General features: G+C 48.2%; 17 protein-coding genes and 1 pseudogene. 17 read left to right on the plus strand and 1 reads right to left on the minus strand.

The genetic code is table 11. The features are described from left to right. Positions 1–31 precede the first annotated feature (31 nt). From MKQ70_RS36955 to MKQ70_RS36990, 8 genes are all read left to right on the plus strand, one after another. Positions 32–463 carry a hypothetical protein gene (locus MKQ70_RS36955; protein ID WP_248080817.1) on the plus strand — a complete coding sequence of 144 codons (432 nt, stop codon included), beginning with the start codon at positions 32–34 and terminating at the stop codon, positions 461–463. Further along, complete coding sequence (locus tag MKQ70_RS36960) at positions 464–1,213, plus strand: hypothetical protein (RefSeq protein ID WP_248080820.1); 750 nt, start codon at positions 464–466, stop codon at positions 1,211–1,213. Between the two features lie 362 nt (positions 1,214–1,575). Continuing rightward, positions 1,576–2,538: a hypothetical protein gene (locus tag MKQ70_RS36965; protein WP_248080822.1), complete on the plus strand. Its 963-nt coding sequence runs from the start codon at positions 1,576–1,578 to the stop codon at positions 2,536–2,538. Between the two features lie 59 nt (positions 2,539–2,597). Next, a complete protein-coding gene (locus MKQ70_RS36970) occupies positions 2,598–4,703 on the plus strand; it encodes a hypothetical protein (protein ID WP_248080825.1) in 2,106 nt (701 codons plus the stop codon). A gap of 19 nt (positions 4,704–4,722) precedes the next feature. Beyond that, complete coding sequence (locus MKQ70_RS36975) at positions 4,723–7,782, plus strand: DUF6443 domain-containing protein (RefSeq protein ID WP_248080828.1); 3,060 nt, start codon at positions 4,723–4,725, stop codon at positions 7,780–7,782. After that, positions 7,767–8,063: a hypothetical protein gene (locus MKQ70_RS36980; RefSeq protein ID WP_248080831.1), complete on the plus strand. Its 297-nt coding sequence runs from the start codon at positions 7,767–7,769 to the stop codon at positions 8,061–8,063. The genes MKQ70_RS36975 and MKQ70_RS36980 overlap by 16 nt, the downstream gene beginning before the upstream one ends. Then, positions 8,054–8,416 carry an RHS repeat domain-containing protein gene (locus tag MKQ70_RS36985; protein WP_248080835.1) on the plus strand — a complete coding sequence of 121 codons (363 nt, stop codon included), beginning with the start codon at positions 8,054–8,056 and terminating at the stop codon, positions 8,414–8,416. The genes MKQ70_RS36980 and MKQ70_RS36985 overlap by 10 nt, the downstream gene beginning before the upstream one ends. A gap of 638 nt (positions 8,417–9,054) precedes the next feature. Further along, entirely contained in the window at positions 9,055–9,342 is a 288-nt protein-coding gene (locus MKQ70_RS36990) for a DUF1493 family protein (RefSeq protein ID WP_248080839.1), read from the plus strand. Between the two features lie 6 nt (positions 9,343–9,348). Here the strand turns inward: MKQ70_RS36990 and MKQ70_RS36995 are convergent, their stop codons facing one another. Beyond that, positions 9,349–9,756 carry a helix-turn-helix domain-containing protein gene (locus MKQ70_RS36995; protein WP_248080842.1) on the minus strand — a complete coding sequence of 136 codons (408 nt, stop codon included), beginning with the start codon at positions 9,754–9,756 and terminating at the stop codon, positions 9,349–9,351. Between the two features lie 156 nt (positions 9,757–9,912). Between MKQ70_RS36995 and MKQ70_RS37000 the strand changes: the two genes are divergently transcribed. The 9 genes and pseudogenes from MKQ70_RS37000 to MKQ70_RS37030 all read left to right on the plus strand — a co-directional run bounded on the left by MKQ70_RS37000 (position 9,913) and on the right by MKQ70_RS37030 (position 14,359). Beyond that, entirely contained in the window at positions 9,913–10,350 is a 438-nt protein-coding gene (locus tag MKQ70_RS37000; RefSeq protein ID WP_248080846.1) for a hypothetical protein, read from the plus strand. A 68-nt stretch (positions 10,351–10,418) separates the two neighbouring features. Then, positions 10,419–11,525 (plus strand): MTBMA_p00010-related P-loop-containing protein, encoded by a 1,107-nt coding sequence (locus tag MKQ70_RS37005; protein WP_248080849.1) that lies wholly within the window; start codon positions 10,419–10,421, stop codon positions 11,523–11,525. Positions 11,526–11,587: 62 nt separating this feature from the next. Further along, positions 11,588–12,298 carry a tyrosine-type recombinase/integrase gene (locus tag MKQ70_RS40795; RefSeq protein ID WP_282456996.1) on the plus strand — a complete coding sequence of 237 codons (711 nt, stop codon included), beginning with the start codon at positions 11,588–11,590 and terminating at the stop codon, positions 12,296–12,298. After that, positions 12,295–12,477, plus strand: coding sequence for a tyrosine-type recombinase/integrase (locus MKQ70_RS40800; protein WP_308199387.1), 183 nt, complete (start codon positions 12,295–12,297; stop codon positions 12,475–12,477). The genes MKQ70_RS40795 and MKQ70_RS40800 overlap by 4 nt, the downstream gene beginning before the upstream one ends. A gap of 12 nt (positions 12,478–12,489) precedes the next feature. Next, positions 12,490–12,759: a hypothetical protein gene (locus MKQ70_RS37015; protein ID WP_248080851.1), complete on the plus strand. Its 270-nt coding sequence runs from the start codon at positions 12,490–12,492 to the stop codon at positions 12,757–12,759. Beyond that, a complete protein-coding gene (locus tag MKQ70_RS37020) occupies positions 12,744–13,469 on the plus strand; it encodes a tyrosine-type recombinase/integrase (protein WP_248080853.1) in 726 nt (241 codons plus the stop codon). The genes MKQ70_RS37015 and MKQ70_RS37020 overlap by 16 nt, the downstream gene beginning before the upstream one ends. A gap of 16 nt (positions 13,470–13,485) precedes the next feature. After that, positions 13,486–13,887: pseudogene (locus tag MKQ70_RS37025) on the plus strand (JAB domain-containing protein); the annotation flags it as partial. A 139-nt stretch (positions 13,888–14,026) separates the two neighbouring features. Continuing rightward, positions 14,027–14,110, plus strand: coding sequence for a hypothetical protein (locus MKQ70_RS43995; RefSeq protein WP_504909827.1), 84 nt, complete (start codon positions 14,027–14,029; stop codon positions 14,108–14,110). Between the two features lie 57 nt (positions 14,111–14,167). Then, positions 14,168–14,359, plus strand: a complete 192-nt coding sequence (locus MKQ70_RS37030) for a hypothetical protein (RefSeq protein ID WP_248080857.1) — start codon at positions 14,168–14,170, stop codon at positions 14,357–14,359. Positions 14,360–14,658: the final 299 nt, after the last annotated feature.

Below are 14,658 nucleotides of genomic sequence, written 5' to 3' on the forward strand. Positions count from 1 at the left end.
ACTTAACCCGATTGAATAAATCCCTTTTACCGTGAAAGCAATATTTCCATTGCTGCTGTTAACCGGCATGTTCGCCACTTCAGCTGCGTACGCACAAACAAACTATTATCCTGCATCAGGCAATGTTGGCATCAATACGGGCGGTAGTCCGCAGGCGCCGTTGCATGTGTTGGAGAATGGTCGCAATTATTTCGTGAACAAACCCATTGGTGGGCAGCCCCAGTCGGAAGATACGCAGGGGCATAACTACATCCTGTTGCATCCGGCGTATGTGAGTACACCGTTGGTGGATTACCATGTAATGGGCAAAATCGTAGCTGCCCGAGGGTCGGAGGGCGCCTGGAACCGCAAATTTACTGTGGAGGTAAACACTGCAAGTTCTTTCCAATCTAACCGCGGTAGCATCATTGCTTACAACGAACCGGCGCGGCTGGTATTCTGTACTTACAATGGTGTGCGTTAGGTGGCGGTGGAAGTTGAGAATAACTCCTCCATGTATTCGTTTTCCTTTACGGGCTATATCGGCTATCACACGCTGGAGTTGCGGTATGACCGGGAAGTGTCGAACGTGGTAGCTTTCGAAGGGCTTGATCCTGTTTCTATACAGGGACAACTAAGTATCGGGCTGGCGCCTGCAGAGCCGTATGGTAAGCTAGTGGTGCAGGAGAGCAAGGCAGTGGACGCAAATGACTGGTCGGCTTTGATTAGGAGTACTAATGCCATTGCAGATCGTGATGTATTTCTCGGGGTTTACAACCAGAATGCGGTAGTGGCTGCGCATAACTATGCTCGTTCGCTATGGAAAGATTTGTATGTAAATACTGCCAATGGTGTTGGTGACGGCGGCAATGTGTTTATCGGCGGCCCTGGCAACGTAGGCATTGGTACTACAGATGTAGGGTCTAACAAACTGACGGTGGAGGGTACTATTGGTGCGCGCAAAGTAAAAGTGACGGCATTGTCGCCGTGGCCGGATTATGTATTCGCGCCGGCGTATGAATTGCCTTCTATTGCGAAAGTGGAGCAGTATATTCATGAGCATCAGCATTTACCGGGGATTCCGGCGGCGGCGGAAGTGAAGGAGCGTGGTGTGGATCTGGGGGAGATGAATGCAAAATTGTTGGAGAAGATTGAGGAGTTGACGTTGTATTTGATTGAGCAGAATAAGCGGATGGATCTGATGGAGAAGGAGTTGAAGGCCATGCAGAAGTAAGAACGGACGTTTATTATCTATCTGTGAAGCCGAAGTATTTTAAAAGTTGGTGGAGAAAAATGAGTATAATTGTGAAGCGGTTGATATGTTAACCTATTTCTACCGTGTATCCATATAAACAACAATAATCCAATACCTGATGAAGTAAGCAATTGTGAGTATTTGCTGAGATGTTTATATATATGCCCCGTCCGGCATCTTCCTTAATATTAATCCCTGTAAGAATGAAGAAACAAACGCTATGATGTACGTCCACCAAAGGATGATTCCTGACTGCAACAGACACTTAATTCAAGCGGATAGCAAATAATACCGGGCCCGCTGTTCCGATAATTAAATAAATTCTAAGTATACCTAAGACCATGAAAACATTATTACTGCTATTGCTCACCATTGGATGGGTGGGAGTATTACAGGCGCAAACGTTGGAGCCGGGAAAACAGGCTTTGCCACGTTTTATATCCGCCTCCCCGGATGCAGCTGCAATCGCAACTTACCAGCACTATCCCATTGACCACGTTTCCGGTGCACCCTCGATTGAGATTCCGCTCTTTGACGTACCCACGCGCGCGGGAGTATTACCCTTTAAATTGAGTTATCATATCGGATCGCTCAAGCCCTCGGAGAAGACCAGCGTAGCGGGTTGGGGTTGGACGCTTACGCCCAATATCGGGGTGACTCGTTCCGTAAGGGGGTTATCTGATGGTGCCACAAGTGGTTACCCTGTAAATACAATGATCGGTAATACAAGCTGGACCTATCGCATTTCACTTTCTCAAAATGCCGTAGATGAGCAACCTGATGACTTTTTCTTTTCGCTACTGTCAAAAAGCGGGCGATTTATTTACGATACCTCGGGTAAATTCGTGACCCTGCCACATGAAGCGGTCAAAATCTCGCGCCCGAACGATAATAGCTTTGTTGTCACAGATGACGACGGTACTATATATAAGTTTGGTCGATATACGCTCGGGAATACTCTCGCAACAGAGTGGGCGGGGTCTTACTCAACCCTTACTGCCTGGCGTGTAACAGAGATTATTCCTTTCGATAAGTCGGATACGGTTCGGTTTAACTATGGGCCCTCCATTTATTATGATATTCCTTATTATAACATCCAGATGAAGATTATTGAATATCCGGATGTAACGGGACTTAACTATAACTTTCCAACGCAGATTTACGCTACCAACTACGGCCACTATACCGACCAAAACATCCTTATTAACGCAGGCGACCAGGTAGTCTACCCCGAAACAATACGGTTAGCCTATGATCAGTTTGATTATGATTTTACACCCCTAATATCGATGCCAATGATCTGATCGTAGAGCTGACGCGTTCCAAAGGTGGTAGTCCGCTTCACGATGCTGCTCACCAGATTGTGAACTATGGATCAAATAGGGCCACAAGTAGTGCGATGTCCGAGTCTCATGATGAGCTGCTACCCTTAAAGAGTGTGACTTTTAAGGGAGGTAAAGTGGAATTGACGTATAACTCAAGCAATTACCTCACCTCAGTGGCCTATTACAGCCAGGAAGGTGTTGCCTATACAAAACAGCATGAGGCGATACTTTACCAGCGGCTATTGCAACACGATGGCAACCAGCCTTCCATTTATTATGACTCATTTAAAAGAAACGGTCTCGATTCCGTAAAGATCGACGGTTACAAAACATATGCGTTGCAGTATCAGCGTGACAGTTATCATGAAAGTGTAGGGATTTTTGGCGGATATAACACGGATTTCTGGGGATTCTTCAATGGGAAAAAAGATGTGTTCCCGAGATTGTATTACAAAGCAGAGGGTTATTCTTATTTCACGGGCTTGCAAGGTACAGATCCTAGTAGTCCTGCTGGATCCGGAACAAGAGGTCCTGTTTGGCTTGCCATTGGTGAAAAAATGGAAAAGTCTGAGCCAACGATCATTGTCCCCGGTATTATCAAGCGTGTTACTTACCCAACAGGTGGTTTTGCTGAGTATTCTTTTGAACCAAATCAATACTTGTCTTCATACGATTCCAGGGCCGTATATGGTGGTGGCGCCCGTATCCGCAGTATCAAGTACGCTACCGGCGATGGGCGCGATTCCATCATTAAAGTATATAAATATGGGATGAATGAAGATGGTACCGGTCGTACCAAATACCAGAACTATGATCGCAACTTTATGTCACAGCAGATAATGATCAGTTACATGGATTACGATGGCGTAAGTGTCGCTTTTTCTACGAAAACGACTACTATCAATAATAAACCCTTTCTGGACATGTCATTCTCGTCAGGAGCTGCAGTGCTTTATCCATCGGTGTCTGAATATACGATATCATTGCCGGACAGTATGCCCCTCGGCAGGACTACCTATGAATATACTATCGACTCAAAGAATGAAAGCTGGCTGCACATGACGCCACTGCAGCCGGAGTTCCGTACAGACTGGAAGGTGATATCATTGCGGAATGTAGCAAACTACCGGTATAAAAATGGCATCTATAATATTGTTAATAGAACCGCTTATGAATATCAGGACTACAATACAGTAGCGGTTCCTGCCGGACAAACATATCTGCGGTTTTTCAATTCGACAAATATTGATCCGACATTCAACTATGCAGGGTATCTGACCGATCCCATTGCTCATGCCGCTTACTCGATCACAGCTGGTGCGCGAAGGCAAACTGCTGTATTGGATACGCTATTCAATCCTGATAATCAAAGCGAATTTATCGCCAGCAGAACGGATATGGAGTTTGAACCCAGTTATTTTTATAAAAGTAAAGAAACAAAAACAGATAGTAAGAATGCAGTGTTGAATGCGCAGTTCAACTATCCATTCCAGGTGAGCAGCCTGACTAATCTGCCAACAGCGCAGCAATCGCTGATGTCAGCGCTGCAGACGCAGAACCGTATTGTCCAGCCAGTGGAAGTGAGGCGATATAATGAAGGGGCGCTAATGGAAACAGTACAGCAACGGTACGGAACATTTTCAGATGGACGTATTTATCCGGCAGCAGTATATACTGCTGCACGTACCAATCCTTTGGAGAAAGTATTAGAAATGCTGGAATATGATAGCTACGGTAATGTGCTGGAACAGCGTCGTGCCGACGATGTGAAGGAGGTTTATTTGTGGGGATACAATGGTCGTTATCCGGTAGCGAAAGTAGTGGGAAGCGACTATAACACGGTAAAGTCTTTCGTCGATCTCAATATGCTGGATAATGCGCAATCATACACAGAGGCGCAAATAAGGACAGAGCTGAACAAGATTCGAACGGGGCTGGCAAATACTGTAGCTCAGGTATTCTCCTATACTTATAAACCTATAGTGGGTATGACAAGTGAAACGGATCCGAATAACGTGTCACGTTACTACGTCTACGACAGCAAGAACCGGCTGGCACTTATTAAGGACCAGCATGGTAACATCCTAAAGATGATTTGCTACAATTACAGCGGCACTCCGCAGGATTGTGGTACCGGACTCTAAGCCTCAAAAAAGTAACAACATGAAACATCGTTATATACTGTTTGCCTTTCCTTTACTCGCGGCACACACGCTCTTGGCCCAAACACCGCAGGTGGCAACGGTACCTTTGCCTACCAGGCCATCGGCAGAATTGCCGTCGACGCCAGGTAATTATCAAAGTGGTACAAAACTAAACTTCGTAAAAACGTACGAACCTTCAAAGCCCTATACGACCGCGGCGTCGGTGCTGGCGGCTACCAATGTGGCCGATGTAAAACAGGCCACTCAATACCTGGATGGGTTAGGACGCCCTTTGCAGGTGGTAAATAAAGGTATTACCCCTAATAATAAAGACCTGGTTAGTCCTGTTCGATATGATCGCTATGGACGGCAGCCCTACAACTATCTGCCCTATGTATCTCCATCCGCTTCCGGCGCCTTTAAAACGCGCGCGTTTGCCGAACAGGATTCGATGCTTCGCACGGCGCATCCCGGAGAAACTATTTTCTTCGAAGAAACGCAGTTTGAGGCTTCTCCGCTGAACAGGGTGCTGAAAACAATGGCGCCTGGTAACAGCTGGGCGGGCAGTGGCCGTGGCGTAGGGATTGAATATCTTGCCAATACTGCAACGGATGTAGTAAGAATCTGGACGATCACTTTTGCGCCTGATGCTTTTCCTACTTCGGCTGGTACATATCCTGCCGGTGAGCTGTTTAAAAACGTTACAGCAGACGAGCATGGTAATAAGGTAGTGGAGTTTAAAGATAAAGCAGGCCTCGTCATACTGAAGAAAGTGCAGTTGTCGGCTACGGCCGGCAGCAATCATGATGGCTGGCTTTGTACCTACTATGTGTATGATGCACTCAATAACCTCCGGTACGTAATACAACCGAAAGCAGTACAGGAAATGGCCCGGACGCAAAACTGGAGCATTGATGCTGCCATTAGCCGTGAGCTTTGTTTCCGCTACGAGTACGATGCCCGTAACCGTATGGTGTTAAAACAGGTGCCGGGGTCGGATCCCGTATTGATGGTGTACGACAAGCGCGATCGGCTTGTATTCTCACAAGATGGTAATCAGCGTACCGCCGGTAAATGGCTGCTAACGCTGTATGACGACCTGAACCGGCCGGTGATGACCGCGTTGTACGCTACATCTGAATTGGCCGCCACCTTACAGCAATCGTTGAACAGCAGCGCGGGCACGCAGACTATTACTACCGAAACAAAGGTGCCAGCCTCTCTCGCTGTAAACGTTCATGACAACAGACTGGTGTATCAGGCGGGAAAAGAAATAATCTTTAATGCCGGATTTGATAGTGAGAATACGGTTTTCGAATCGATTATTGACGAAAATGGTATCGTTACCACAGAAACGCTCACGGCGTCGTTAAGTCCCGCGTTAAATACGGCACAGCTGGAGCCGCTGACTTATTCTTATTATGATAATTATAATTATCCCGGCGCGAAGGCGTATCGTGATACAACGATGACGGCTTCCGCTAATAACAGCGATAATCAACCTAAAGCAACCCTGGTAAAGGGGATGGTTACTGGTAGTAAGGTGAGATTGCTGGGAGAGGAGAGCGGTTGGCTGACGACGACTATCCACTACGACATAAAGGGGCGTGTAAAGCAGTCCCTGTCCGATAATGCGGTGAGTGGTCAGGATTTGTCGAACAACCTCTATGACTTTACAGGTAAGTTACTGGTTACACATCTCTCGCACGGGAACCCTCGCAGTAGGCTTACACCGCGTACGAATATAGCCACCTTTATGGAGTATGATCACGGAGGCCGTTTGGTAAAATTGAGCAAAAAACTGAATGATGCGGAGGTCGTGGATGTTGCTACGCATGAATATGATGCTCTCGGTTTGCTAAAAGAAAAAACCTTCAAACGCACCGATGGCTCAGCGCTGGAAAGCCTGGAGTATGCCTATAACGTGCGAGGTTGGCTTAATGGCATCAATAAAGAATATATCCAAAATGGCGGCAGCCATTTCTTCGGCCAGGAGTTGAGTTATGACTATGGCTTCGACAGCCAGGCTTACAATGGTAACATTGCCGGTATGAAATGGCGTGGTGCGGGATCGGAACAGCGGGCTTATGGATTTGCCTATGATAGGGCTAATCGCCTGCTCAGCGCACAGTTCACTCAGCGGGTAGGCAGTTCCATTGTTTGGGACCTTTCTGCGGGTGTGGATTATAACGTGAAGATGGGGAATGGTATTACACCCGATTCTGCCTATGACGCCAACGGCAACATTCTCCGTATGCAGCAATGGGGGTACGCCGGCGCCAGCAGTCGTAAGATAGATGATCTGCGATATAGTTATCTCTCTGGTGGTAATCGTCTCGCCGGTGTGAAAGATTCCATCAACAGCACGGGACCAACGCTAGGTGATTTTAAAGAGATGGTTCCCGGTGGCACGGATGATTACACTTACGATGTAAACGGCAACATGATAACGGATGCCAACAAAGGATTAAGCAACGTTATTTATAATCACCTTAACCTGCCACAGCGGATTGCGGTACATGGTAAAGGCGTTATTCGCTACCAATACGACGCTGCAGGCAACAAGCATGCAAAGTTTGTAACTGACAGCACCGGCGGCACTATAAATACTGCCCGCACGGATTATGTTGGTGGCATGGTTTACCAGAATGATACCCTTCAGCTGGTCAATCATGAAGAAGGACGTATCCGTTTTGATTATGCGACCGGAACACCGGCTTTCAGTTACGACTATTTTGTAAAAGATCACCTCGGTAATGTGCGCATGGTACTCACTGAGGGTTCCAGCAGTAATGTTTACCTTGCCAGTATGGAGGTCAGCGCTGCACCGGTAGAAAATGCATTGTTCGCTAATGTAGATGCAACTCGTACTGACGCGCCATCCGGTTACACTGAACCCAACAGCCAATATGTAGCTAAATTGAATGGCAGTGATCCGGCCAAACGAATAGGTCCGTCACTGGTATTGCGGGTAACGGCCGGTGATACTATTTCACTGGGTGCCAGGGCGTTTTATAAATCTCAGGGCCCTAAGCAACCGAAAAACAGGTTGCAGGACATGATATGGCATCTGCGCTGATGAGTGCCTTCGGTGGTTCGCCGGGCCAGTCGGGCCGACATGCTGGTGCGGCAGGTGTTGTTGGTAGTTCGCCGTTTAACGGTCAGTTTTATGACGGGCAGTATCAACGTTTGAAAGAGAAGGAGCCGAGCGGACAGGCGTCGGTTCAACGTCCCAATGCTTATTTGAACTTTGTTTTATTCAACGATCAGTTTAAATTAGTGGACGAAAACAGCGGTGTTAAGCAGGTACAGGCTATGCCGGATGAAGTACAGACGCTGGCTAAAGATGGATGGTGGTGAAGGAAAGCGGTTTCCTGTATGTGTATACCAGCAACGAAACGGCGCAGGATGTGTTCTTTGATAATGTGGTGGTGACGATGGCTACGGGGCCGGTGTTGGAGGAGACGCATTATTATCCGTTCGGGCTCGCGATGAGCGGGATCAGTTCGAAGGCAATATACAATCCAGAAAATCGCTATAAGTTTAATGGTATCGAGTTGAACAGTGATTTTGATCTGTATTCTTACGAGGCTCGCTATAGAAATCTTGATCCGCAGATCGGAAGATGGTGGCAAATAGATCCGAAGCCATCGGTTGGAATATCTCCATTTGCTTCAATGGATTTGAATCCGATTTTAAATAGTGATTTTTAGGTGATACGTCAGTTCCCGCTAAGCCAGTACCTGTTTGGTATCAGGTTAATAGAGATGCAGGTACAAATCAGTACCAACCAAGCCCATTAGTATCTAATTCATCTGGTTCTAATTCTTCTAGTACAGTTATGCCTAGTAGCAATACCACAAATGAGACGACTGCTAATACATCAAGTAATAGCCAGTCGAATTCTTCAGCAGCCACGCAAACCAATACTAGGACCACCTTAGAGAAAATACCGATTTTAGGCCCATCATTAATAGCGGCAGGCTCTCCGCTAGTGCCTAAAGTTATTGTACCTAATATACTATTTAGAAGTTTTGTTGCCAGGGGGCTAGTCCCATGACTTCCCTTTCTTCTGTAATATTCAGAAGTGTTATACCTTCAACAGCACCTCGTGCAGCCTTTTTACCCCAGGCAACGAGTTTAGGAGGACAGTTAGGAAGGGCAACGAGTGCGATAGGTGTTTATATTACAACCGGACAGTTAGTATGGAAAGGTTTTGAACATTTTCAAGCACAGCCAATAAATCAGCAATTTAACATGGTGAATTATCAGATGCACTCAGGTACTGCGGGGCTATCCACCATGCATGAAATGATGAGGGGGATAATTAATAATTTTTAAACTTAAATCTATGGAAGATACCTTGAATGTTTTGCGGGCATATTTACAGCAGAAATATAAGATTGATCCACTAAAAGTAACTTCAAGTACTTCGTTATTGCATGATTTTGGATTTAAAGGAGATGATGTGGATGAGTTTATGCATGATTTAATAAAAGAGTTTAGGATAGAAGTAAAGCGTTTGGATTTATCCGGGTTCTTTATAGGAAATGAGCCATTTGATTTTATTAGTCCTGTTATTCGTTTTTTAAGCATGAAAAGGTATCCGATAAGCCCACAATTACAGTCGGAGATTTAGAAGGTTTTATAAATACAGGAGTATTGTGCTGATACAGTGGTTTAAAACACAACTCCCGCGCGATCCGCGCGGGAGTTGTGTTTTATGCATTGTGTGCTTTTTTACTTTAAAGTCCCTTAGTGCCATATCGATGAGGTTGAGAACGAACTTCCTGTTTTCCTCTGGCAGCCGGGATATATCTTCGAGTCGTTTAAGCGCCTGTTTATCGAGTTCCATGTTTGTTTTACCGATGAGATAATCTACGGACACTTCGAGGGCGTCAGCAATTTTAGACACCACTTCAATAGAAGGGGTGATATCGCCGCGCTCATACCTGCCGATAACATCACCTGATGTGCCGATCATACGGCCGAGCTCAGCTTGCGAGAGTCCTTTCTTTTTGCGGATGAGCATCATATTGTCCCCTAAAACCATAACGATAAGTATTTAAAATGCCTGATAAACGGGTGTTTTATCAAAATTAGGTGAATGATGTGTCATAAACAATGGTAATAATGTTTGTTGGTTTAAGATGGATGTTTTAGATTTGTGACTGATAAGTCAGAAAATAAATCTTTAAACATTTTTTTTATGACGGCTACATCTTCACAAATCGATACCAGCCACCCGGAAGCGATCACCTACCAGCCAGGTGAGTTGATGTTCACGGTGCTGGGTGGCATCCGGCTGGAAGGGCTGGACCGGCTTCGGGTGACGCTGAAAGTGGAAGCCACCAACCGCGCGTTCCGGCATTACGCAGGTCATCCGGATACCTGCAATCTTGTGGTTCGTCAAAATCTTGATTTATACAATCATCATCAAACGGAGAAGTTTGCGCGGCTGGTATCCAGCCAGCTGGAAACCGACCTTGCTCAGGTAATGGAGGCATTAAGGCAGCTCACGGACCAATTGGAGCGCTACCGTTTACAGCAACAGGAGGCGCGGGGGCAGGCAACCCCGGCCAGGATATTGACGGACGTGGAACGTCAGCAAGCCATTGCGTTCCTGCAAGCGCCGGGCTTACTGTAACGTACCAACGAACTGATCGGGCAAAGCGGTATCGTGGGGGAAGAGTTGAACCGTTTGATCATGTACTGGTGTTTACGAGCCGCAAAGGATATCACCCGTTGCATGTGATCAGCTTCGGCAGCAGCGGTACCGGTAAAAGCCACCTGCAGGAGAAAGTGGGCGAGCTGGTACCGGAAGAAGATCGTATCGAGATCACGGCGCTGACGGAGAATGCTTTTTATTACTTCGATAAAGGAGAGCTGGGTCATAAACTGGTGCTGATAGAAGATATGGACGGTGCATGGTCAGCTTTATATCCATTGCGAGAACTGCAAAGCAAACAGCGGATCAGCAAGACGGTCACTGTCAAAGACCGCGATGGCCATACAAAGACGGTCCATTTAAAAGTGCATGGCCCGGTGAGCATCGCGGGCTGTACCACGCATGAAAGCCTGTACGAGGATAACGCTAACCGTTGCTTCCTGCTGCAACTGGATGAGAGCATCGAACAGGATGAACGGGTGATGGATTACCAACGCAAGCTCAGCGCGGGAAAGATCAACGTTGCAACGGAGCAGCAGGCCCGTACCCTGTTGCAGCATGTACAACGGGTATTACATCCTGTCATTGTCCGCAATCCCTATGCAGAGCAGTTGAAGATCCCGCGGGAAGTGTTCAGGCAGCGGCGCACCAATGCGCATTACCTGTCTTTTATAGAAGTGATCACTTTTTACAAGCAATACCAGCGGGCGTGCAAGACGGATGCGGTGACGGGAGAATCATATATCGAAACTGCGATAGAAGATATCGAGGAAGCCAACGCGCTGATGAAATCCGTGCTGCTGCGCAAGAGCGATGAGCTGAGCGGCGCTACGCGCGGGTACTTCGAGCAGTTAAAAGCCTACCTGCGATCCAGCGGCCAGGCCATCTTTACCAATAGCGGTATCCGCAGTGCTTTGCGCATCCCGCTCAGCACGGTCAAGCGCTATCACGCGGCGTTGCAACAGGCGGGTTATATCCGGCAGGTGAATGCTCGTGGTGACAAGGTATATCAATATGAAGTGTTGTCCTATGAAGAATATGCGCAGTTGCAGCAGCGGATCGGGACGGCGCTGGATGCAGCCACGCAGCGGCTCACCGGCCCGCCACCAGCCCATGTTAGCAGTGAGCCGGGCAAACGCCGGAAGGTGAAATAGTTAGCCCCTTCGGCTTACATCCTGCGGTGATTATATACAGGCAAATAAAATTAATGATCATTATGAAACAGCTTGGCTTGCAAAGTGAGGCGTACCGTTATATTGTCCAAAGTTACCGGCAGTGGTTGTCGGTGCATGGTTACCATGAACAGACCGTTTACCAGTTGCCGCATTATGTACAGGAGCTATTGTATTACGCGGAAAGTAAGGGTCGCCGCCGGTTACAGGAGCTGGACGTTCGCCTGTTCAAGGAACATTATCATCACCTGAAATCCCGGGCTAACCAGCGGCAGAATGGCGGTTTAAGTAACAACTACCTGAACAAGCACTTGCAGGCGCTGCACAAGTTTGGCGAGTACCTGCGCAGGAGTGGCCGGTTGCAGTTGCCGGTACTGGACATCCGCACGGAAAGCGATGAATGCATCGTTACGGATGTGCTGACGCAACCGGAGATACAATGCCTGTATGATGTAACGTATCGTCCTTATGAGCCGCAGCGCTACGATAAAGGCATTTTGTTCCATGAAGCGATGCAGCTGCGTGACCGGGCGATGCTGACGGTATATTACGGTTGCGGGTTAAGGCGCAGCGAAGGTTATCATCTTGATATCGGTGATGTTCACTTCCATCGTGGGCTGTTGCATGTGCGGCATGCCAAGGGTAACCGCGAACGGCTGGTGCCTGTTACCGGGCAAGGCATCCGTTACCTTGAACAATATTTACAGGAAGGGAGGGCTTACCTGTCATCCGGTAAGGAGACCGCTTTTTTGTGAGCCAGCATGGCCGGCGGCTGAGCGGGCAGATGTTGCTATTGCGGTTAAAGGAACTGGTGAGGCTGAGTGGTGATGCGGAACTGCAACGCAAGGACGTTCACCTGCATACGCTACGCCATAGCATTGCTACGCATTTTTACAGAACGGTATGGCGCTGGAACGCATCCGGGAATTTTTAGGGCATACCAGCCTTGAAAGCACGCAGCTCTACACCCATCTTTTATCACTTCAACATCATGGTCATGCACATGGATCACAGCAAGTTCCGGGAATACCTGTTACTGAAAGGCTACAGCACGGCTTCTATTGATACGACCGTTCGGGTGGTGGGTTACCTGTGGCGTTGGGCAAAAACGGAGAACATCGCAGCGTTATCGGAAACCAGTTACAGCGATATATTGGCGTTCGTGCGGTGGAGCAGCGAGGGTGGCGCATCGCAAAGACGGTGCGCGGTTACCTGACCCATTTGCGCAAATACTTTGACTGGCTGATCAGTGAAGGGGAGGTCGCGGATAACCCGGCCAGTTGCATCCAGCTGCAGGGTATCCGTCGGCAGTTGCAGCACGAGATATTGCCTGTGGCACATCTACAGGAGCTATATGCGCGTTACCCGGTGGAGATCGCTTATACAGCAGCGAAGCAAATGCCACCGCAGGACATGAACTTATTATCACGCAAAAGGAATAAAGTGATAACGGGGTTGCTAGTGTGCCAGGGCTTGCGGGTGGAGGAGATCGCGGCCTTGCAGTTACGTGACCTGCGGTTGCGGGAAGGGTTGATACAAGTCCATGCGCAGCGGCGGACAGCGGAACGGGTGCTGCAACTGGAAAGCTGGCAGGTCTGCGGGATCATGGAATACCTGCATGATGTGCGTACACAGATTTTACCGGCAGATGCTCAGCGTGATCATGTTTTTGTACAGCCTCAGGGCGGGAATAATTTTTATGGCGTTACACAGATCATTTTAAAACACCTGCGCAGGATCAATGGCCGCGTAAAAAATCTTGACCAGTTGCGTGCCAGCGTGATCGTGCATTGGCTGCGGAAATACGATCTGAGAACGGTGCAGTACATGGCCGGCCACAAATATGTAAGCTCTACGGAAGCCTACCGGAAATACCTGCTGGACGGGTTACAGGCCGATGTGATGAAATACCATCCAATTGTTTAACTTCAAATCTGATCAAATGGAAATACGCTTGAGCAAGCTACATAAAACGAAAATAGAGGTACATGCTGATGTTTACGAGATCATGCGGATGGTGTTGCAGCGGGAGCAGAAGATCGACCGCAACCGGGAGCATCTTTGGGTGATCGGTCTGGCGGCGGACAATACGATCCTGCTGGTGGAGCTGGTGAGTATGGGATCGGTGACGCGTACCATTGCAGAGCCGATGGAGATCTTCAGCCTTGCTTTACAGAAAAGATGCGTAAAGATCATCCTGGTGCATAACCACCCTAGCGGGTCGTTGAAACCCTCTGTTGCGGACAAGGATACGACGGACCGCATGATACAGGTAGGCCGCATCGTGGATGTGCCGGTACTGGATCATTGCATCATCAGCGATCAGGGGTATTTTAGCTTTGCAGAGGATGGGTTGATGGATGATCTGTCCAAAAGCCTGAAGTATGTAGCACCTTACGAACTGATGGCCCGCGGCCGGCAACTGGGTAAAGAAAAGACCGGCAGCGGGCGCACGGGAGCAGGCTCGCCAGATCGCGCGCCAGATGAAGGCCAAAGGGTATGCGATCACCGAGATCATGGCGCTGACGGGGCTTGACCGGGCGGCTGTCCGGCGGTTAAAGGTATGATAATCAGCGAGAATGGTATCTAATTTATAAATCTTAAATTTGTAGAAAATGAGTTTTATGGGAAAGGCTTTAGATCAGGAAATGCACGATTATTTTATGCGTCTTAATGAAGCGGAAAAGAAGTCTGTAGGCGTATTTTTTTATGCGTGGTATGGGGTAACGGATCTTCCTGTATTGCAGTGTACCCTTTATGCACGGGAGCGAAAAGCGGTCTCACTGCGGGCATGGGAAGGGGCAGTTACCTTATAGTCTTGTTCCCTTTTCCATCTTGTGTTCCCTTTGTTGCCGCCCCTTCCCATGCCCTCTCCGTTCGGGCAGCCCCTGGTCTGGCTATCGCCGTCCCTTCTCTGTTCATATACGTCCGCCACCTGCCAGCCCTACACACCCATGTGCTCTGCGCTGCGCCCGCCCCGTGGTGTGCAGGGCATGGCGGAGAGCAGGTGGCGGAAGCGGATGGGATCGAAGCGAAGGGCGGCAGGTCGTAAGGACTTTATTATTAAGTACATGACCTGCCGCAAACGGCATCTTCAGATCATTGCCCGGCGATA

The sequence above is a fragment of the Chitinophaga sedimenti genome (genome assembly GCF_023156195.1).
GTDB classification, from domain to species: Bacteria; Bacteroidota; Bacteroidia; order Chitinophagales; family Chitinophagaceae; genus Chitinophaga; species Chitinophaga sedimenti.

Coding starts and splice junctions, on each gene's coding strand:
- MKQ70_RS36965 (WP_248080822.1), top strand. CDS start 1,576: ATGAAAACATTATTACTGCTATTGCTCACCATTGGATGGGTGGGAGTA.
- MKQ70_RS36975 (WP_248080828.1), top strand. CDS start 4,723: ATGAAACATCGTTATATACTGTTTGCCTTTCCTTTACTCGCGGCACAC.
- MKQ70_RS36980 (WP_248080831.1), top strand. CDS start 7,767: ATGGCATCTGCGCTGATGAGTGCCTTCGGTGGTTCGCCGGGCCAGTCG.
- MKQ70_RS36985 (WP_248080835.1), top strand. CDS start 8,054: ATGGTGGTGAAGGAAAGCGGTTTCCTGTATGTGTATACCAGCAACGAA.
- MKQ70_RS36990 (WP_248080839.1), top strand. CDS start 9,055: ATGGAAGATACCTTGAATGTTTTGCGGGCATATTTACAGCAGAAATAT.
- MKQ70_RS36995 (WP_248080842.1), bottom strand. CDS start 9,756: ATGGTTTTAGGGGACAATATGATGCTCATCCGCAAAAAGAAAGGACTC.
- MKQ70_RS37000 (WP_248080846.1), top strand. CDS start 9,913: ATGACGGCTACATCTTCACAAATCGATACCAGCCACCCGGAAGCGATC.
- MKQ70_RS40795 (WP_282456996.1), top strand. CDS start 11,588: ATGAAACAGCTTGGCTTGCAAAGTGAGGCGTACCGTTATATTGTCCAA.
- MKQ70_RS43995 (WP_504909827.1), top strand. CDS start 14,027: ATGAAGGCCAAAGGGTATGCGATCACCGAGATCATGGCGCTGACGGGG.
- MKQ70_RS37030 (WP_248080857.1), top strand. CDS start 14,168: ATGGGAAAGGCTTTAGATCAGGAAATGCACGATTATTTTATGCGTCTT.